This window comes from Pseudomonas sp. TWP3-2 (assembly GCF_049897765.1).
In the GTDB taxonomy this organism is placed as follows: domain Bacteria; phylum Pseudomonadota; class Gammaproteobacteria; order Pseudomonadales; family Pseudomonadaceae; genus Aquipseudomonas.
In genome coordinates this window covers 146,302-165,704 of record NZ_JAFCWW010000001.1, presented here as the reverse complement: position 1 = coordinate 165,704, position 19,403 = coordinate 146,302, and the positions used below count along the sequence as shown (strand labels likewise).

Below are 19,403 nucleotides of genomic sequence, written 5' to 3'. Positions count from 1 at the left end.
CTGCCGGTTTGACCAACTTGAACACAGTCCGCCTCCACCGCTTGGTCACGGTAGCAGCGGTTTATCCGAAGCCTACAGAGATCGCATTTATGAATTCACGGAAACAGTTCCCCACCGATCGCTACCAGCCACTCGAATCCAACCTCACCGACACCAAGCCCTTGGTGATCGACACAGAAGCCAACCCGCAAGACATCCTCGAATGCGCCTTCCAACGCCTGCGTGCATCCGCCGATCTGCTCGAAACCCTCTACTGCCTCTGCTTCAAACAAGCCGACGTCAAAGACATACCCCACATCACTCATGCGCTCTACATCCTGACCCAAGACGGTTGTGACCTGCTCCAGGTTGCCCAGCAACGCATGATGAATTGGAAAGCACCGGCCTGAAGCCAAGGGAGAACTCATTCCTGCGCTTCGCGTGGGAATGATCCAAATCAGGAAACAACCATGAGCCGATTTTTTGAAGAGTTACTGGAAAGCGTGCGGGAGATAGACGACATCGTTCGAGGTTTGCAGCGTCCCTCTCGCGAGTTCCATGTTGAAACACCGAAGAACGAACTGGCTAGATTGGAGCCAGATAAATCGAACCTGTCGGCAAATGTGGCCACGGTAACCGCCCAGGATGACCATCGGCACGAATCCTCCAGCGCAGCTAAGTGGCAATATTCTGCCTACCTAGCGATGAAAGCACTGGAATATTGATACTTAACCAATCACTTTACTCATTTAACTCGATCAAGCATGCCCCCTTCCAAGTGCTATTATTCTGGCAGTTAAGCTAAAAAACTGAGGGAATATTGGCACATGGCTAAGAAAACAGCGCCGCTGCTGCCCGCCACATCCAGACTGCTTTCAGAGTTTGGCGAGCGACTGAAACTGGCTCGCCTGCGCCGCAAGCTGACCGCCAGACAAGTCGCCGAAAGATCGGGCATGTCGCTGACAACACTGCGCTCGCTAGAGTCCGGTGGGTCGGGCGTCACCATGGGGGCTTATCTGTCGGTAATGCAGGTGCTTGGCTTGGAGAAGGACTTGAAAAAAATGGCCGACGTCGATGATCTGGGACGCCAACTGCAAGATGCCCAGTTGCTGCCAGGAGCAAAACCCCAGAGAGTCCGTGGAACGGCGAAGATCAACAAATCGCCCCCAGCCAATGGCACAAATACCGGGGTAATTGAGGACAGCGCGTACATCGCAAACCTGACCAAAGACTTTCCGCTCAACACCCACTCGCTTTCCGATCTGCTGAACAAGAAGAAAACCGACCCGAAGCCAGGTAAAGAATGACGCGAATTGCCGTTTATGCAGACTGGGAATCCTTAAAGGGCGCGAGACGCTTAGGGTTTCTGCACGCCAGAAAGGCCCGAGCTAACGAAGGGTTCCAGTTTGAGTACGATCCTGCCGCACTTGCGGATCCGGAATTGAGCTTCATGGGGCTGGATCCCCGGATCAAACTTTTCCAGGGGCACCAGTTTCCGGGTGGTCATCAATCCCAATTCGGGGTGTTCGCAGACTCAAGCCCTGATAGATGGGGACGTTTGCTGATGAAGCGGCGTTTGGAACGAGAAATTCGCGACGCAATAGTGCCTGGAGGCAGCAAGCTCTTTGAGTCCGATTACCTGCTAGGAGTGCATGATGCCTTTCGAGTAGGAGCCCTGCGCTACAAACTCAATGATGAAGGCCGATTTCTCGATGACCGAGAAAACATGGCGGCGCCACCATTCCTGAAATTGCGCGCGTTGGAGCAAGCAAGCCGCGCACTGGAAAACGATCCCGACAATACATCAGTCGAAGGTGGCGAATGGCTAAGAATGCTGATCGCACCCGGCGGATCACTGGGTGGCGCAAGACCTAAGGCCAGCGTCGCAGACCAGCGCGGGCAACTGTGGATCGCCAAATTTCCGAGCATTCGAGACGACTACGACGTCGGGGGCTGGGAAATGGTGGTGAATGCTCTCGCCAATAACTGTGGATTAAGGGTCGCAACCGGTACCGCTCAACGCTACGCCAGTGATCACCACTGCTTTATGGTCAAACGTTTTGACCGAAACGAAAGCGGTGGCCGTTTCCACTTCGCCTCTGCCATGACCATGACTGACCGCGTCGACGGCGACGATGCTTCGACTGGCGCGAGCTACATGGAATTGGCTCGGGTAATCATTGAGCATGGCTCCGATGTAGACACCGACCTGCGCGAGTTATGGTCACGAATAGTCTTCAACATTCTGGTCTCGAACACCGATGACCATCTGCGCAATCACGGCTTCATTCTCGATCCTGGTCGCGGGTGGCGGCTATCCGAGGCTTATGACATGAATCCGGTAGCGCATGCTGATGGGTTGAAGCTGAACATCACGGACTCCGATAACGCTTTGGATCTGGAGCTGGCGCGAGAAGTGGCGGGAACTTTCCGCGTTAATAACGAAGATGCCGAACAGATCATCAATGACTTTCAGCTAACCGTTATGCAGTGGCCGACATTGGCCAGCGCGCTTGGCATTCCAAGGCGTGAACAGGAAAATATGGCTCCTGCTTTTCAACTGTCGGAAAAGTGAAAGTAAGCGTCATCAAACCGTTATCCACAAAAAAGCCGCCCCAAAAGGCGGCTTTCTCATTCACCAGAGCTAAGTCTTACAACTTGGGACCAGCAGCCTTGATCGCGTCGCTCACTTCGAACTTCTTGAAGTTCTCGATGAACAGACCGGCCAATGCTTTGGCGGCTTCGTCGTATGCAGCTTTGTCAGCCCAGGTGTTGCGTGGGTTCAACAGGCCAGTTTCAACGCCCGGTACGGCCAGTGGCACGTCGAGGTTGATGGTGTCCAGGTGCTCGGTTGCAGTGCCGATCAGGGCGCCGCTCTGGATCGCTGCGATCACCGCGCGGGTGGTCGGGATGTTGAAGCGTTTACCGACACCGTAGCCGCCGCCGGTCCAGCCGGTGTTGACCAGGTAGACCTTGGAGCCGAAGCCGCGGATGCGCTTGATCAGCAGCTCTGCGTATTCGCCGGCCGGGCGCGGGAAGAACGGTGCGCCGAAGCAGGTGGAGAAGGTCGACTTGATGCCGCTGCCGGAACCCATTTCAGTCGAGCCCACCAGAGCGGTGTAGCCGGACAGGAAGTGGTAGGCCGCTTGTTCTTCGTTGAGGATCGACACTGGCGGCAGTACACCGGTCAGGTCGCAGGTCAGGAAGATTACAGCGTTCGGCTCGCCACCGAGGTTCTTCTCGGAGCGCTTGGCAACGTGTTCCAGCGGGTAGGCGGCGCGGCTGTTCTGGGTCAGGCTGACATCGGCATAGTCGGCGTGCTTGGCATCGTCGATAACGACGTTTTCCAGCACTGCGCCGTGCTTGATAGCTTTCCAGATGACCGGCTCGTTCTTCTCGGACAAGTCGATGCATTTGGCGTAGCAGCCGCCTTCGATGTTGAAAACAACGCCTTCGCCCCAGCCGTGTTCGTCGTCACCGATCAGGTAACGGCTTTCGTCGGCCGACAGAGTGGTTTTGCCAGTGCCGGACAGACCGAAGAACAGGGTAACGTCGCCTTCTTCGCCGATGTTGGCAGCGCAGTGCATAGGCAGCACGTCAGCGGCCGGCAGCAGGAAGTTCTGCACCGAGAACATGGCTTTTTTCATCTCACCGGCGTAACGCATGCCAGCGATCAGGACTTTTTTCTGCGCGAAGTTGAGGATCACGCAACCGTCGGAGTTGGTGCCGTCACGTTCAGGCACGCACTCGAAGTTGGCAACGTTGAGCACTTGCCACTCTTCACGGCCAGCCGGGTTGTACTTTTCCGGGTTGATGAACAGGCAACGACCGAACAGGTTCTGCCAGGCAGTCTGAGTGGTCATTTTCACGGCAAGGTAGTGATCGTCGGCCGCGCCTACATGCACGTGGGAAACGAAATGCTCTTGCGCGTTGTTGAACGCTTCAACGCGGTCCCACAGGGCATCGAACTTGTCGGCCGGGAACTTGCGGTTGATCGGGCCCCAGGCGATAGCGGCCTGGGTGGAAGGCTCTTCAACGATGAAGCGATCGACTGGCGAACGACCGGTGCGGTGACCGGTGCGAACAACCAGAGCGCCGGTATCGGCAAGCTCGCCTTCACCGCGGTTGAGGGCTTCTTTTACCAGATCATCAACACTCAGATCGGTGTACACGGCGTTATTGGCTTGCGTCATGAGATTCCCCGTCGGCCAGTGGCCGAGTGTGCTCCAAACGTTTTGTAGTAGAAAGTCGTGCACTACTACCGCGACAAAAAGTGGGCCGGATTATGCCAGAAACGCCCAAAAAGAGTAGGGTCCTCCCGTCGTAACGGCGTAATTCCGTCGTGGAGCAGTGAATTTACCTGCGCTGAACCGTTTTAGTGCCGGGTATCTGACGGGGTCTCGACACCTGCACCCGCGAACAATTGGACAACATCTGTCGCATCAAACAGGTAGCGTTCGTTGCAGAACTGGCAATCGATCTCGATATTTCCACCGTGCTCGATGACCAGTGCCTGCGCATCTTCCAGACCGAGGCTGACCAGCGCATTGCCCGAACGCTCACGCGAGCAGCTGCAATGGAAATGCAAATGCTGCACATCAAACAGACGCACCTGCTCTTCATGGTAGAGACGGTGCAGCACGGTTTCGTTGTCCAGGCTCAACAGTTCATCGGCGGTCAATGTACTGCCCAGCGCGGTGATGTGCTGCCAACTGGCGGCGCGTTCTTCTTCGTCCTTCAAGCGGTCGGCCGGCAGCTGTTGCAACAGCAGACCACGGGCGCGACGGCCATCGGCGTACAGCCAGAACCGCGTGCCGACCTGTTGCGACATGACGAAGTAGTTGGTGAAGCACTCGGAGAGGGTTTCGCCGTCGAGATCGACGATACCCTGGTAGCGTTGGCCAACGGTCGGATCGACGGTCAGGGCCAATACGCCGTTCGGCATGAGGTCGCTGAGGGTCGCGTCCGGGGCGATCTGGTCCGCGTGATAACGCGCCAAACCACGGATCTCGCGCTCGCTGGAGCACTCGATCATCAGCATCGGGATCGGGCCTTCGGAGCGCGCCTGCAGAATCAGCAAGCCGTCGAATTTCAGCGTGCCAACCAGCAACGACGCGGCAGCCATCAGCTCGCCGAGCAACTGCGCGACCGGCTCCGGGTACGGATGCTTGGCGAGCACTTCGGCATAGCTGCGTTCCAGCGACACCAATTCGCCGCGAGTGTCGCTGTCATCGAAGATGAAGCGTTGGGTGTAGTCGGTATCCGGGAGATCGGTCATAGGTCTGGGTATCTGAATTGATGACAAAATGGTTACAAGATATGAGAATGCCGCGCTTCTTTGCACCTGTTTGGTGCGTAACGTTCAGCCACGGGAGGCATTTTATGAACAATCCGGGTTTGTTCCAATCCAGATGGAACCTCGGCCGGCTGGTTCTGTGCAATGTGGTGCCGTTGGCGCTACTGGCTTTCTGGTTATGGCCTACGGGTCAGATGCTGTGTGTGATTTTCGACGAGTGGCTGTTCCGCTCACTCAATACGCCGCTGGCCAGCAACCCCATATGGCTCCACATCTGGGCAATTGCAAGTCTGCGCCCGTTCGACATCGTTGTCGGACTGATTCTGCTGACGCTTCTTATCAAAGGCGACTGGGTGTTCAAGGCGATTGATGCGCGTCGGGCATTTTTCGGTTTTTTCTCGATTCTGTTGTTGATGGTGGTGATTCGCGCGCTGTTTTCCAAGTTCGCTGATCGCATGGGCTGGCAGCACAGCAGCCCGTCGATGGTGCTGGAAGGTGCGGTACATCTGAGCGATTACTTCCCGCACCTTGAGAAAACCTGGGAGCTGAAGGATCGCTCGAGCCAGAGCTTTCCCGGTGACCATGCTTCGGTATTGCTGATCTGGGCGCTGTTCATGGGCGTGTTTAGCCGCACGGTTGGCCAGTTTCTGGCAGTGTGGGGTCTGGCGCTGTTGTTTATGCTGCCGCGATTGGTGGCCGGTGCGCATTGGGGCCAGGACGACTACATCGGCGGAATGCTGTTGGCGGTTTGGGCGTTGGGCTGGGGTTACTACACGCCGTTTGCTTATCACGCGGCGAATTTCTGGCTGAAGGTCACGGCGCCGATTTTTAGTTTGCTGGGCAAATTGCCGGTGGTGTCGCGGATGAGTGTGGTGCGTAGCGCCTGATACTGCGTCGCCTATGGCGAGTGCTGCGCACTCGATCGCCAGCAGGCTGGCTCCCACATTGGAATGCATTTCACTGTGGGAGCTAGCCTGCTAGCGATGAGGCCGCAACAATCACTACACAAATATCATCCTTACTCGCTGCTGCTGTTCCCACGAAATTTGAACAGATCCCGCCGCTGCTTTTTGCTCGGCTTGCCATCGGTGGTCACGCCAATCGCACCGGCCTTGCGCATCTCGGCGGAGGCTTCGCGCTTGGCGATGCTGGCTTCGGTCTCCGCATACAGCGTCTGCGCCTCAGGCGCGCCACGGCGTACGATCGACAGAGCCTGCACCACGACAACTTTTGAATCGAACCCGGTGCGAATCTCGAATTCATCGCCGATGCGTGGCTCTTTGCCAGGCTTGCAGCGCTCTCCCCGACAATGCACCTTGCCACTCTCGATGGCGGCTTTGGCCAAGGCGCGGGTTTTGTAAAAGCGCGCAGCCCATAGCCACTTGTCGAGACGGACCTTATCGTCCTCTTCGCTTTTTTGTGCCATGGCATGTCCTCATTCTGAAATATTGGTGAACTGTACTACCGTTCCTGTCATGCCATGAATTACCCCGACGCGCATTGCAATGTGCGCGTCGCCGTCTGGCTTGAACTACCAACAATCCGGGCCGTCGATATCTGTCGCCTTTTAACCATTATTCTGCGTGAATACCGCCAATCCGAGCCAATACAGGCCCGTCGGCAGTTTTCACCGGTTGAGCATTTTTTTGAAGACATTTGACCATTTGACCGTTGTCGGTCTGCGCGAGTGGGTGGCGCTCCCGGATCTGGGAGTCGCCGGCCTTCGGGCAAAAATAGACACCGGTGCCAGCACCTCCAGCCTGCACGCCACTGACATCGAGCCGTTTGAGCGCGATGGCCAGAAATGGGTGCGTTTCACCGCGCACCTGGGCACGGTGGTGCAGTTGCGCCATCGGCGTTGCGAAGCGCCGCTGGTGACCCGCAAGACTATCAAAAGCTCTAACGGCCACGCGCAGGAGCGCTACGTGATCAGCACGACGCTGGCCCTCGGTGATCGAGTCTGGCCGATCGAGTTCACCCTCGCCTGCCGCAAGTCCATGCGCTATCGCCTGTTGCTCGGTTCCAAAGCCCTGATCGACGGCCACCTGGTGGTCAATCCGGGCATCAAATATGTACAAGACAAGCCGGTGTTCCCGGTATCTACCTCTTCCACAGGTGTTGCATGAAGATCGCTGTGCTGTCGCGCAATCCGCGTCTGTATTCCACCCGCCGTCTGGTCGAAGCCGGAACCGAGCGCGGGCATGAAATGGTGGTGATCGACACCTTGCGCGCCTATATGAACATTGCCAGCCACAAGCCGCAGATCCACTACCGTGGCAAACCGCTGGAAGGCTTCGATGCAGTGATTCCCCGAATCGGCGCGTCGGTGACGTTTTATGGCTGCGCAGTGTTGCGTCAGTTCGAAATGATGGGGGTGTTCCCGCTCAACGAATCGGTGGCGATTGCACGTTCACGGGACAAGTTGCGTTCGCTGCAACTGCTGTCGCGCCGCGGTATCGGTCTGCCGGTAACTGGCTTCGCGCATTCGCCGGATGACATTCCAGACCTGATCGACATGGTCAACGGCGCGCCGCTGGTGATCAAGGTGCTGGAGGGCACCCAGGGCATCGGCGTGGTCTTGTGCGAAACCGCGACGGCCGCGGAGTCGGTGATCGAAGCGTTCATGGGTTTGAAGCAGAACATCATGGTCCAGGAATACATCAAGGAGGCCGGTGGCGCCGACATCCGCTGCTTCGTGGTCGGCGACAAGGTGATCGCGGCGATGAAGCGTCAGGCCAAGCCTGGGGAATTTCGCTCCAACCTGCATCGCGGCGGCAGCGCCAGCCTGATCAAGATCACCCCGGAAGAACGCATGACTGCGCTGCGTGCGGCCAAGGTCATGGGACTGGCGGTGGCGGGTGTGGATATCTTGCGTTCCAATCACGGGCCGCTGGTGATGGAAGTGAACTCGTCGCCGGGGCTGGAAGGGATCGAGACCACCACCGGGAAGAATGTGGCGGGGATCATCATTGAGCATCTTGAGAAGAATGGCGGGCCGAATATGACTCGCACCAAAGGCAAGGGCTAAAGCAAGGAGCAAGAGCCCCTCACCCTAACCCTCTCCCATAGGGAGAGGGGACTGATTGGGGGATATTGGAGAACTACGCCGACTTGAGCGATTAAGGGTGAATCCATGATCGCTGGTAACTTGAACGAACCCATAATCGACTGGCTCTCTCAGGTCGATGTATAGCGCGAGACAACTCGGTCGGCCCCCTCTCCCTCCGGGCGGTCCGACGTTTCGGGAGGGCTGGGGTGAGGGGCTTTTGGTGGTTAAACGGCGTCTCTTGGAAGCATCAACCCCAGCGGCAACCGAACCCGCGCCTCCAGCCCACCCCCGGACCGATTGCGCAACTCAACATTGCCGCCATGCATCGAAGCAATCCGCTTCACGATCGCCAGCCCCAAGCCAGTCCCCTTCCCGCCCCGCGCCCGATCACCACGGGTAAACGGATTGAAAATCGCCTCAAGCTCGGACGGGTCAATCCCCGCGCCACGGTCCATCACACTCAGCACCACATACGGCGCACTGGTGTCGCCGGATACATAAGCCGCCACTTCAACCCCGCTACCTGCGTGATTCAAGGCATTGCCAATCAAGTTGTTCAGCAAACGTTTCATCGACACCCGGCGTAACGGAAACGGCTGGATCGGCTCCAGACGCAAACGCACTTTCTCTTCGCTCTGGTTGTACGGCGCAGCCACTTCACGCACCAGATCGCTGAGATCGACCTCTTCCACGGTTTCATCACGGCCGTCACGAATGAACGCGAGGAACTGGTCGAGAATCGCGTCCATGTCTTCGATGTCGCGCACCATATCGTCGGTCAGATCGGTGTGATCGCCCATCAGCTCAAGCGACAAGCGCAGGCGCGTCAGCGGCGTACGCAAATCGTGAGACACGCCCGCCAGCATCAGTTCACGCTCGCGACCGGCCTGCTCGACGTCTTCCGCCATCTGGTTGAACGCGCGGTAAACCTCGGTCATTTCGCTCGGTGTATCGCTGATCGGCAGGCGCACACTGCGGCCCTGACCCAGTTGCCGTGCGGCATAAACCAAGCGCTTCAACGGTTGATTGAGCTGGCTGACAAAAATCCACGCCGACGCGGTGGACAGCAAACCAATGGCGAGGAACCAGCCGAGCACGTTCCAGATCTTCTGTCCGCGCAACGGATGCGGGTACAGCGGCACTTTCAGCCAGCCATCACCCAGGCTAGGCGCGCGCACCCACAGCGCCGGCGGCGAGTGCATACGCAAGCGCACTTCGGTGTCGGCACCGAGTTCTGCCTGCATCTGCCGCTGGTAGATTTCGCTGTAAGGCCAGTGCTGTTCGCCTTCCGGCACACCGGCGCCGACCACGCGGATCAGGGTTGCGGCATCGGCAATCTTCTCGCGGTTTTCTTCGTCGGCCGCCCAATAGGCGCGCAACGTCAGGGCCACGCCGTGGCTGTATTGGCGATCCACCAGCACGTCTTCGTTCATCAACAGATAAACCAGGGTCAGCGCCTTGGAAAACAGCACGACGATGAGCACCAGCCAAAGGGTGCGAGAGAAGAAACTTTGGGGGAACCAGACGGGGGTTTTCATGGATACGCGCTACACACTTGCAGGAGCGAGCAATGCTCGCATATTGCGGATGGCGAGTCTGCGGACAACTCATCCGTCAGACCCGCTCCTACAAATCACCAATCACTTGGTGGCGTTGCCATCCGGTACGAACACGTAGCCCACGCCCCAGACAGTCTGGATGTAGCGCGGTTTGGACGGATCGGGTTCGATCATCCGGCGCAGACGGGAAATCTGCACGTCGATGGAACGCTCCAGAGCATCCCATTCACGACCCCGGGCCAGGTTCATCAACTTGTCGCGAGTCAGTGGCTGACGCGCGTTCATCACCAAGGCCTTGAGTACCGCAAACTCACCGGTAGTGAGCATGTGTACTTCGTCGCCACGCTTGAGTTCGCGGGTCGCCAGCGACAATACGTAATCGCCGAACGTGACGTTTTCGTCTTCGCTGCCCGGCGCGCCTGGCACCGGTGCGGCTTGACGGCGCAGGACCGCTTTGACGCGGGCCATCAGCTCGTCCGGATTGAACGGCTTGGCCAGGTAATCGTCGGCGCCCAGTTCCAGGCCCTTGATACGGCTCAGCTCGTCGCCCTTGGCGGTGAGCATGATGATCGGGATCTGATTGTTCGCGCCACGCAGGCGGCGGCAAGCGGTCAGGCCGTCTTCGCCGGGCAGCATCAGGTCGAGTACCACCAGGTTGAACACTTCGCGGGCCAGCAAACGGTCCATCTGTTCAGTGTTCGGTACAGCGCGGGCACGGTAGCCCTTGCTGACGAAGAAACGTTCCAGCAGGCTGCTCAGCCCCGGATCGTCGTCAACAATAAGAATTTTTTCGCCTTCAGCAGGTTGTGCAGTGCTGCTCATTAGATGCTCCTTTTAGCTCGGCGCGCATTATGGCGTAGCTGTCGTTATACGCACCGTGTGCATTGTTAGCAGATTTTTCCTTCACTGCCAGAAAACCGGGGTTTATGCCTACAGACTGCGTCGCCCCCGAATGACAGAACGCTGGTTATAATGCGCGGCGTTTTGTGTCAGGCAACGTCTGAATCGTTACCTTAGATGGCCGCTGGTTTTTTCCATGGCCAGCGCAGTAATTGTTCGATTTCACGGGTCAATGGCATGCCTCTTGACCCAGGCAGCGGCGAACGTCAGGCCGCTCAACCAGACTCCGGGCCTTTATTTTCTTGCCTGCGAGCCTGCTTTCACAATTTGTCAGGTGGTTTTATGGACAGCATCAACAGCCGCATCGCCGAGGAACTCGGCGTACGCCCACAACAGGTCGAAGCGGCCGTCGCGCTACTCGATGAAGGCTCGACCGTGCCCTTCATCGCCCGTTACCGGAAAGAAGTCACCGGCAGCCTCGATGACACCCAGTTGCGTCATCTGGAAGAACGTCTGCGCTACCTGCGAGAACTCGACGAACGGCGTATCAGCATCCTCGCCAGTATTCAGGAGCAGGGCAAACTCACCCCTGAACTGGAACGCGACATCAAGCTCGCCGACACCAAGACCCGCCTCGAAGACTTGTACCTGCCGTACAAGCAGAAGCGCCGCACCAAGGGCCAGATTGCCCTGGAAGCCGGCCTCGGCGAGCTCGCGGACGGTCTGTTCAACGACCCGTCGCTGATGCCGGAAACCGAAGCCGCACGCTTCATCGACGCCGAAAAAGGCGTGGCCGATGTAAAAGCTGCGCTGGAAGGCGCCAAGTACATCCTCATGGAGCGCTTCGCCGAAGACGCCAACCTGCTGGAAAAACTGCGCAATTACCTGAAACAGGAAGCCACCCTGAGTGCCCGCGTGATCGCCGGCAAGGAAGAGGCCGGCGCCAAGTTCCGCGATTACTTCGAACACGACGAACCGCTGAAAAGCATGCCGTCGCACCGTGCGCTGGCGATTTTCCGTGGGCGCAACGAAGGCATTCTCAGCTCCGCACTGAAAGTCGGCGACGAACTGCCGGGCACCATGCACCCGTGCGAAGGCATGATCGGCCAGCAATTCGGCATCCAGAATCAGGGCCGTCCGGCGGACAAATGGCTTGGCGAAGTAGTGCGCTGGACCTGGAAGGTCAAGCTCTACACCCACCTCGAAACCGACCTGCTCGGCGAGCTGCGTGACGGCGCTGAAGCCGAGGCGATCAATGTGTTTGCGCACAACCTGCACGACTTGCTGCTGGCCGCTCCGGCCGGCCCGCGCGCCACCTTGGGTCTCGACCCGGGCTTGCGTACCGGTTGCAAGGTTGCTGTGGTCGACTCCACCGGCAAGCTGCTCGATCACACCACGGTTTATCCGCACGTGCCGCACAACAAGTGGGATCAGACCCTCGCCGTGCTGGCTGCGTTGTGCGCCAAGCATTCGGTCGACCTGATCGCCATCGGCAACGGCACCGCCAGCCGGGAAACCGACAAGCTGGCCATCGAGCTGATCAAAAAATACCCAGCAATGAAAATGACCAAGGTCATGGTTTCCGAGGCTGGTGCGTCGGTGTACTCGGCGTCGGAACTGGCAGCCAAGGAATTCCCGGATCTTGACGTGTCGATCCGTGGCGCAGTGTCCATCGCCCGCCGCTTGCAGGATCCACTGGCCGAGCTGGTGAAAATCGATCCGAAATCCATCGGCGTCGGCCAGTACCAGCACGACGTATCGCAGCTGAAGCTGGCGCGTGGTCTGGATGCAGTGGTCGAGGATTGCGTGAACGCCGTCGGCGTGGATGTGAACACTGCCTCCGTGGCGCTGCTGGCACGGATTTCCGGCCTCAACGCGACCCTGGCGCAGAATATCGTCACCCACCGTGACGAGAACGGCGCGTTCAAGACCCGCGCTGCATTGAAGAAAGTCGCACGTCTGGGCGAAAAAACCTTTGAACAGGCTGCCGGCTTCTTGCGCGTGATGAACGGCGACAACCCGCTGGATTCCTCGGCGGTGCACCCGGAAGCCTATCCGCTGGTACAGCGCATCGCCGCTGAAACCGACCGCGATATTCGCTCGCTGATCGGTGATGCCGCGTTCCTGAAGCGTCTGGATCCGAAGAAATTCACCGACGAGACTTTTGGTCTGCCAACCGTTACCGACATTCTGCAAGAGCTGGAAAAACCGGGTCGCGATCCGCGTCCGGAGTTCAAGACTGCCGAGTTCCAGGAAGGCGTCGAAGAGCTCAAGGATCTGGAGCTGGGGATGATTCTCGAAGGCGTAGTGACCAACGTCACGGCGTTCGGCGCGTTCGTCGACATCGGTGTGCATCAGGATGGTCTGGTGCATATCTCGGCGTTGTCGGAGAAATTCATCAAGGACCCACGCGAAGCGGTCAAGGCCGGCGACGTGGTGAAAGTGAAGGTCATGGAAGTCGATATCCCGCGCAAACGCGTAGGTCTGTCGATGCGCATGGGCGACACGCCGGGCGAGAAAATCGACGGCGCACGTGGCTCGCGTCCGGGATCGGCTTCGCGACAGTCTTCCGGCAACGCGCCGCGTAAAGAAGCCCCAACCGCGACTGCCGCGCCGAGCAACAACGCCATGGCGTCGCTGTTCGCCAACGCCAAGCAGTTGAAGAAGCGCTGATGAAAATTCCGGCCGGGCTGGTCGAGAGCGCATTTTTCAAGCTGTTGGGCTGCCGCCTGCACAGTCTGGAAACCGGGGTGGCGCAAGTTGCCCTGGCGCTGGAACCGCAGTTGCGCAACCGTGGCAACAAACTGCACGGCGGCGCGCTGTTCAGCCTGGTCGACATCGCCATGGGGCTGGCCTGTTCCAGCACCCACGGCTTTGATCAGCAAAGTGCGACCATCGAATGCAAGATCAACTACATCCGCGCCGTTTCCGACGGCGAGGTGCTGTGCACGGCGCGGGTCATCCACCCGGGCCGACGCACGCTGGTGGTTGAAGCCGACGTGATGCAGGGCGACAAACTGGTCGCAAAAGCGCAAGGCACGTTCGCTGTCCTGTAGATGTTGCCCATCATTTTGAGTTAATTTCGGCGCTGTGACCGCAGCGTTGGAATTTTCTTCGCCCGCGTCTGCCAGATTCAGGGAACGAAGTCGGCATTTCCAGTGGGGCTTCCATGGCCCGAAAACCAGGCGAAAACGCCAGTTTCAACTTCACCCTTGTAGACCGTCCTGCCCACCCCCATATTGGGGCGACTGACGCGTGAAGGAATCCAAATTGAGCGAACTTCTCAACCGCCGCCTGGCTCTGCTCGGTGAGCGCGCCAACCTCTCTCTGCTCGAGCAGTGCCTGCACGGTATCGAACGTGAATGCCTGCGCGTGACCGGCGAGGGTCGTCTGGCGCAAACACCGCATCCCGAAAGCCTGGGTTCCGCGTTGACCAACGAACAGATCACCACCGACTATTCCGAGTCGCTGCTGGAGTTCATCACGCCTGCCCTGCCGGATCCGGCCGATACGCTGGCCAGCCTCGACAAGATTCATCGCTTCGCCTACAGCAAGCTCGGCAACGAGTACCTGTGGAGTCCATCGATGCCGTGCCCGTTGCCGGCCGAGGAAGATATCCCGATCGCCTATTACGGCAGCTCCAACATCGGTCAGTTGAAGTACGTCTACCGCAAGGGCCTGGCCCTGCGTTATGGCAAGACCATGCAGTGCATCGCCGGGATTCACTACAACTTTTCCTTGCCGGAAAAACTCTGGCCGCTACTGAAGGAAGCCGAAGGCTTTGTCGGCACTGACCGCGATTTTCAGTCGGTTTCCTACATCGCGCTGATCCGCAACTTCCGTCGCTACAGCTGGCTGTTGATGTACCTGTTCGGTGCCTCGCCGGCGCTGGACGCGGGCTTCCTGCGCGGTCGTTCGCATCAGCTTGAACAGCTCGATCCGGACACCCTGTACCTGCCTTACGCCACCAGCCTGCGCATGAGCGACCTCGGTTACCAGAGCAACGCTCAGGCCGGCCTGACGCCGTGCTACAACGATCTGGCGAGCTACACCGACAGCCTGCGCAAAGCCGTGGCCACGCCGTACGCGCCGTACGTTGAAGTCGGTACGCACCAGGACGGCGAGTGGGTGCAACTCAACACCAACATCCTGCAGATCGAAAACGAGTACTACTCGAACATCCGCCCGAAACGCGTGACCTACACCGGCGAACGGCCGATTCAGGCGCTGGTGGCGCGTGGCATTCAGTACGTCGAAGTACGTTGCCTGGACATCAACCCGTTTTTGCCGATGGGCATCGACCTCACCGAGTCGCGCTTCCTCGACGCGTTCCTGCTGTACTGCGCGCTCAACGACAGCCCGCTGCTGACCAACATATCCTGCAGCGGAGCCACTTCGAACTTCCTGAGCGTGGTCAAGGAAGGTCGGCGTCCGGGCCTGCAATTGCAGCGCGACGGTGAGCCGGTCGAGATGAAGGCATGGGCCGCCGAGCTGCTGGAGCAGATCGCCCCACTGGCCGCGCTGCTCGATCAAAGCCACGGCGGCGACGCTCACAGCAAGGCGCTGGATGTGCAACTGGCCAAGGTCAAGGATTCGTCGCTGACGCCTTCGGCTCAAGTGCTGGCGGCGATGGCGGAACACAAGGAGAGCTTTGCGCAGTTCTCCCTGCGCAAGAGCCAGGAGCATGCCGAGTATTTCCGTAGCGAGCCGTTGGCAGCTGAGGAACAGGCGAAGTTTGAAGAGCTGGCGCGGACATCACTGGCGGCGCAGGCAGAGCTTGAGCAGAACGAGGTTGGGGATTTTGATGTGTTTGTCGGGTCGTATCAGGCGAGTATTTTGGCGATCAGTAATTGACAGAGATCCCCTGTGGCGAGGGAGCTTGCTCCCGCTCGGCTGCGCAGCAGTCGCAAACCCATAAAACACGGATTACTTGTCACACCGCGTTGAATCGATTTGGGAGTCCTTCGGCCTCCAGCGGGAGCAAGCTCCCTCGCCACGAGAGTTCATCCCTGCCTTAGATTTTTCCGTTAATAAGCTAATTCGAAAAAGTTATTTATTTCTGGATTCTTAGATCATTTAGTCTCCTCACACGCCGACCCTCGGCCGCCTGATGAGGAGCTCCCCCATGAAAATGAATTCCCCGCTTCGCCTGCTGGCAGCAGCCTCTCTGGCTGCCGCGAGTTTTATGGCGCAGGCCGCCGACTTCACCGTCGCCTACCAAACCACCGTTGACCCGGCGAAAGTCGCCCAGGCCGACGGCGCTTACGAAAAAGCCACCCACGCCAAAATCGACTGGCGCAAATTCGACAACGGTGCCGACGTCATCACTGCCATCGCTTCCGGCGACGTGCAGATCGGCTACCTCGGTTCCAGCCCGCTGACTGCTGCGATCACGCGCAAAGTCCCGGTGGAAACTTTCCTCATCGCCACCCAGATCGGCGCCGCTGAAGCACTGGTCGCTCGCGACGGCTCCGGGATCAAGACGCCACAGGATCTGATCGGCAAGAAGATCGCCGTACCGTTCGTGTCCACCGGTCACTACAGCCTGCTGGCGGCGCTGAAACACTGGAACATCGATCCATCGAAAGTCACCGTGCTCAACCTCGCGCCGCCAGCGATCATTGCCGCGTGGAAACGCGGTGACATCGACGCCACTTACGTGTGGGATCCGGCGCTGGGTGTAGCCAAGGAAAACGGCAAAGTGCTGATCACTTCCGGCGAGCTGGCGAAGTTCGGCGCGCCGACTTTCGATGCGTGGATCGTGCGTAAAGACTTCGCCGAGAAACACCCGGAAATCGTCACCGCGTTCGCCAAGGTCACCCTCGACGCCTACGCCGATTACCGCAAAGACCCGAAAGCCTGGCTCGCCAATCAAAGCAACGTCGACAAGCTGGTGAAACTCTCCGGCGCCAAGGCCAGCGACATTCCATTGCTGCTGCAAGGCAACGTCTACCCGCTGGCAGCGGACCAGGTCAGCGACCTCGGCGCGCCGACCACCAAAGCCATCACCGACACCGCCGTGTTCCTCAAGGAACAAGGCAAGGTCGACGCGGTACTGCCGGACTACGCGCCGTACGTCAGCGCCAAATACATCACCAACTGATCGGGAGCTAAATGCGATGGCCTTGCTACAGCTGGAGCGTATCAGCGCACAGTATCCCGGCAGCCCTGCACCTGTGCTGGCGGATATCTCTCTGACCCTGGGGCCTCAGCAATTGCTGGTGGCCCTCGGCCCGTCCGGCAGCGGCAAGACTTCGCTGTTGAACCTGATTGCCGGTTTCGTCGAGCCGAGTGCCGGGCGCATCACCCTTGATGGCGTGCCCGTCAAAGGCCCAAGCGCCGAGCGCGGGGTGGTGTTCCAGGACGACGCGTTGCTGCCATGGCAGGACGTATTGGCCAACGTCGGTTTCGGTCTGGAACTGGCCGGAGTGGCCAAGGACAAACGCGAAAAAATCGCCCGTGAAATGCTTGCGCTGGTTGACTTCTCCGGTTTCGAAAACCGGCGTATCTGGCAACTCTCTGGCGGCCAGAAACAGCGCGTTGGCCTGGCCCGCGCCCTCGCCGCCGATCCGCGCGTTTTGTTGATGGACGAACCCTTCGGCGCCCTCGATGCGTTCACCCGCGAACAGATGCAGGAACTGTTGCTGCAAGTCTGGCAACGCACCGCCAAACCGGTGTTCCTGATTACTCACGACATTGAAGAAGCGGTGTTCCTTGCCACTGACCTGATTCTGCTCGCGCCCAATCCGGGGCAGATCGTCGAACGTCTGCACCTGGATTTCGGCCAGCGTTACGCTGCTGGCGAGTCGGCGCGGGCGATCAAATCCGACCCGCGCTTCATCGAAACCCGCGAACACGTGCTTGGCAAAGTGTTCTCGCAACGCAGCGCCGCCCAGCGGCAGGAGCGCGCATGAGCAGTTACGACGTTTCTGCAGCCACGGTAAAACCCGCCGGCACTTCGGTGGTAATTCCGGTTCGGCGCGGCCTGAGCACGCGCTGGATCAGCCTGCTGACATTGTCGGCATTGGTGCTGATCTGGTGGGCCGTAACCGCCAGCGGTTTGATCGAACCGCTGTTCCTGCCGCCACCCTCCGCCGTGCTGCAAAAAGGCTGGCTGCTGGTGACGACTGGCTATATGGACTCAACCCTGTGGCAGCACTTGGGCGCGAGTTTGAGCCGCATCGGTCTGGGCCTCGGCTTCGCGATTCTGACAGCGGTGCCGGTCGGCATCGCCATCGGTTCCAACCGCATCGCCCGTGGCGTGCTTGATCCGCTGATCGAGTTCTACCGGCCGATTCCGCCACTCGCCTATTTGCCGCTGATCGTGATCTGGTGCGGCATCGGCGAGTTGTCGAAAGTGCTGCTGATCTACCTGGCGATTTTCGCGCCGATTGCCATCGCGACCGCGACCGGCGTACGCACGGTCGACCCGGCCAAATTGCGCGCGGCGCAGTCGTTGGGCGCGACGCGGGCACAGCTGATTCGCCATGTGATTTTGCCCAGTGCCCTGCCGGATATTCTGACTGGCGTGCGCATTGGTCTGGGAGTTGGCTGGTCGACCCTGGTCGCCGCTGAACTGATCGCCGCCACCAGCGGTTTGGGCTTCATGGTGCAGTCAGCCGCGCAGTTCCTGGTTACCGATGTGGTGGTGCTGGGGATTCTGGTCATAGCCCTGATCGCCTTCGCCATGGAAATGGGCCTGCGCGCCCTGCAACGCAAACTGGTGCCGTGGCACGGCCAGGCCCACTGACAGCCCCGGAATTGAAGAGAACCACCATGAGCAGCCTGCATATCACCCCATTAAGCTCAGCCCTCGGCGCGCAGATCAGCGGCGTCGACGTCAGCCAGCCGCTGAACCTCGAACAACGCAACGCCATCGAACAGGCGCTGCTCAAATACCAGGTGTTGCTCTTCCGCAACCAGCCGATTCAGCCGTCGCAACAGGCGCGCTTCGCCGCCTATTTCGGCGACCTGCACATTCACCCGATCTACCCGAATGTGCCCGAGCAACCCGAAGTGCTGATCCTCGACACCGCCGTCACCGACGTGCGCGACAACGCGATCTGGCACACCGACGTGACTTTCCTGCCGACCCCAGCGATGGGCGCAGTGCTCAGCGCCAAGCTGCTGCCAGAGTTTGGTGGCGATACGCTGTGGGCCAGTGGCATTGCGGCGTATGAAGCGCTGTCGGCACCAATGAAAAGTTTGCTCGAAGGCCTGACTGCGACGCACGATTTCACGCGTTCGTTTCCGCTGGAGCGCTATGGCAACACGCCGCAAGCGCTGGCGCAGTGGGAAGAAGCGCGGCGCAAGAATCCGCCGCTGTCGCACCCGGTGATTCGCACGCATCCGGTGAGCGGACGGCGCTCGCTGTTCGTCAACGAAGGCTTCACGTCGAAGATCAATGAGCTGTCGGAGACCGAGAGCGAAGCGATTTTGAAGTTTCTGTTTGCGCATGCGACACGCCCGGAATTCACCATTCGCTGGCGTTGGCAGCAGGACGATATTGCGTTCTGGGATAACCGCGTGACGCAGCATTATGCGGTGGACGACTACCGCCCGGCGCGGCGGGTGATGCAGCGGGCTACGGTGTTGGGGGATGTGCCTTTCTTCCGCTGAACCCAGAATAGTTGGTTGAATGTGAGGGCCTCATCGCGGGCAAGCCCGCTCCCACAGGACT

Annotated in this window: 19 protein-coding genes; 14 read left to right on the top strand and 5 right to left on the bottom strand. The window is 59.2% G+C overall.

Going from position 1 to position 19,403, the window contains the following annotated elements; all coding sequences use genetic code 11:
• Window positions 1–89: 89 nt before the first annotated feature.
• The 4 genes from ACP7EE_RS00685 to ACP7EE_RS00670 all read left to right on the top strand — a co-directional run bounded on the left by ACP7EE_RS00685 (window position 90) and on the right by ACP7EE_RS00670 (window position 2,554).
• Window positions 90–389 (top strand): hypothetical protein, encoded by a 300-nt coding sequence (locus ACP7EE_RS00685; RefSeq protein WP_426202209.1) that lies wholly within the window; start codon window positions 90–92, stop codon window positions 387–389.
• Window positions 390–449: 60 nt separating this feature from the next.
• On the top strand, window positions 450–704 hold the full coding sequence (locus tag ACP7EE_RS00680; RefSeq protein ID WP_426232815.1) for a hypothetical protein: 255 nt from the start codon (window positions 450–452) through the stop codon (window positions 702–704).
• A 102-nt stretch (window positions 705–806) separates the two neighbouring features.
• Window positions 807–1,286 (top strand): helix-turn-helix domain-containing protein, encoded by a 480-nt coding sequence (locus ACP7EE_RS00675; protein ID WP_426201978.1) that lies wholly within the window; start codon window positions 807–809, stop codon window positions 1,284–1,286.
• On the top strand, window positions 1,283–2,554 hold the full coding sequence (locus ACP7EE_RS00670; protein WP_426232813.1) for a type II toxin-antitoxin system HipA family toxin: 1,272 nt from the start codon (window positions 1,283–1,285) through the stop codon (window positions 2,552–2,554). The genes ACP7EE_RS00675 and ACP7EE_RS00670 overlap by 4 nt, the downstream gene beginning before the upstream one ends.
• A gap of 76 nt (window positions 2,555–2,630) precedes the next feature.
• On the opposite strand, the gene ACP7EE_RS00665 is transcribed toward ACP7EE_RS00670, so the two are convergent.
• Window positions 2,631–4,172, bottom strand: coding sequence for a phosphoenolpyruvate carboxykinase (locus tag ACP7EE_RS00665; RefSeq protein WP_426232811.1), 1,542 nt, complete (start codon window positions 4,170–4,172; stop codon window positions 2,631–2,633).
• Window positions 4,173–4,354: 182 nt separating this feature from the next.
• Window positions 4,355–5,257 (bottom strand): Hsp33 family molecular chaperone HslO, encoded by a 903-nt coding sequence (gene hslO, locus ACP7EE_RS00660; RefSeq protein ID WP_426201984.1) that lies wholly within the window; start codon window positions 5,255–5,257, stop codon window positions 4,355–4,357.
• A gap of 104 nt (window positions 5,258–5,361) precedes the next feature.
• On the opposite strand from hslO, the gene ACP7EE_RS00655 reads away from it, so the two are divergent.
• A complete protein-coding gene (locus tag ACP7EE_RS00655; RefSeq protein ID WP_420646767.1) occupies window positions 5,362–6,162 on the top strand; it encodes a phosphatase PAP2 family protein in 801 nt (266 codons plus the stop codon).
• A 131-nt stretch (window positions 6,163–6,293) separates the two neighbouring features.
• Here the strand turns inward: ACP7EE_RS00655 and ACP7EE_RS00650 are convergent, their stop codons facing one another.
• Window positions 6,294–6,701, bottom strand: a complete 408-nt coding sequence (locus ACP7EE_RS00650) for an RNA-binding S4 domain-containing protein (protein ID WP_426201988.1) — start codon at window positions 6,699–6,701, stop codon at window positions 6,294–6,296.
• 253 nt (window positions 6,702–6,954) lie between these two features.
• On the opposite strand from ACP7EE_RS00650, the gene ACP7EE_RS00645 reads away from it, so the two are divergent.
• Both ACP7EE_RS00645 and rimK read left to right on the top strand, forming a co-directional pair.
• Window positions 6,955–7,401, top strand: a complete 447-nt coding sequence (locus tag ACP7EE_RS00645) for an ATP-dependent zinc protease family protein (RefSeq protein WP_175559556.1) — start codon at window positions 6,955–6,957, stop codon at window positions 7,399–7,401.
• A complete protein-coding gene (gene rimK / locus ACP7EE_RS00640) occupies window positions 7,398–8,303 on the top strand; it encodes a 30S ribosomal protein S6--L-glutamate ligase (protein WP_007949201.1) in 906 nt (301 codons plus the stop codon). Before ACP7EE_RS00645 ends, rimK begins: the two co-directional genes overlap by 4 nt.
• A gap of 245 nt (window positions 8,304–8,548) precedes the next feature.
• On the opposite strand, the gene ACP7EE_RS00635 is transcribed toward rimK, so the two are convergent.
• Window positions 8,549–9,862, bottom strand: a complete 1,314-nt coding sequence (locus tag ACP7EE_RS00635) for an ATP-binding protein (RefSeq protein ID WP_420646765.1) — start codon at window positions 9,860–9,862, stop codon at window positions 8,549–8,551.
• A gap of 102 nt (window positions 9,863–9,964) precedes the next feature.
• Window positions 9,965–10,705 (bottom strand): two-component system response regulator OmpR, encoded by a 741-nt coding sequence (gene ompR, locus ACP7EE_RS00630; RefSeq protein WP_426201991.1) that lies wholly within the window; start codon window positions 10,703–10,705, stop codon window positions 9,965–9,967.
• Window positions 10,706–11,065: 360 nt separating this feature from the next.
• On the opposite strand from ompR, the gene ACP7EE_RS00625 reads away from it, so the two are divergent.
• The 7 genes from ACP7EE_RS00625 to tauD all read left to right on the top strand — a co-directional run bounded on the left by ACP7EE_RS00625 (window position 11,066) and on the right by tauD (window position 19,342).
• Window positions 11,066–13,396 (top strand): Tex family protein, encoded by a 2,331-nt coding sequence (locus tag ACP7EE_RS00625; protein ID WP_426232807.1) that lies wholly within the window; start codon window positions 11,066–11,068, stop codon window positions 13,394–13,396.
• Window positions 13,396–13,779, top strand: a complete 384-nt coding sequence (locus tag ACP7EE_RS00620; protein ID WP_426232805.1) for a PaaI family thioesterase — start codon at window positions 13,396–13,398, stop codon at window positions 13,777–13,779. The genes ACP7EE_RS00625 and ACP7EE_RS00620 overlap by 1 nt, the downstream gene beginning before the upstream one ends.
• A 214-nt stretch (window positions 13,780–13,993) precedes the next feature.
• On the top strand, window positions 13,994–15,577 hold the full coding sequence (gshA, locus tag ACP7EE_RS00615) for a glutamate--cysteine ligase (RefSeq protein ID WP_426232803.1): 1,584 nt from the start codon (window positions 13,994–13,996) through the stop codon (window positions 15,575–15,577).
• A gap of 271 nt (window positions 15,578–15,848) precedes the next feature.
• Window positions 15,849–16,826: a taurine ABC transporter substrate-binding protein gene (tauA, locus tag ACP7EE_RS00610; RefSeq protein WP_426232801.1), complete on the top strand. Its 978-nt coding sequence runs from the start codon at window positions 15,849–15,851 to the stop codon at window positions 16,824–16,826.
• Window positions 16,827–16,842: 16 nt separating this feature from the next.
• On the top strand, window positions 16,843–17,637 hold the full coding sequence (gene tauB / locus ACP7EE_RS00605; protein WP_426232799.1) for a taurine ABC transporter ATP-binding subunit: 795 nt from the start codon (window positions 16,843–16,845) through the stop codon (window positions 17,635–17,637).
• Window positions 17,634–18,473 (top strand): taurine ABC transporter permease TauC, encoded by an 840-nt coding sequence (tauC, locus tag ACP7EE_RS00600; RefSeq protein ID WP_426201998.1) that lies wholly within the window; start codon window positions 17,634–17,636, stop codon window positions 18,471–18,473. Before tauB ends, tauC begins: the two co-directional genes overlap by 4 nt.
• A 26-nt stretch (window positions 18,474–18,499) precedes the next feature.
• Window positions 18,500–19,342: a taurine dioxygenase gene (gene tauD, locus ACP7EE_RS00595; RefSeq protein WP_426232797.1), complete on the top strand. Its 843-nt coding sequence runs from the start codon at window positions 18,500–18,502 to the stop codon at window positions 19,340–19,342.
• Window positions 19,343–19,403: the final 61 nt, after the last annotated feature.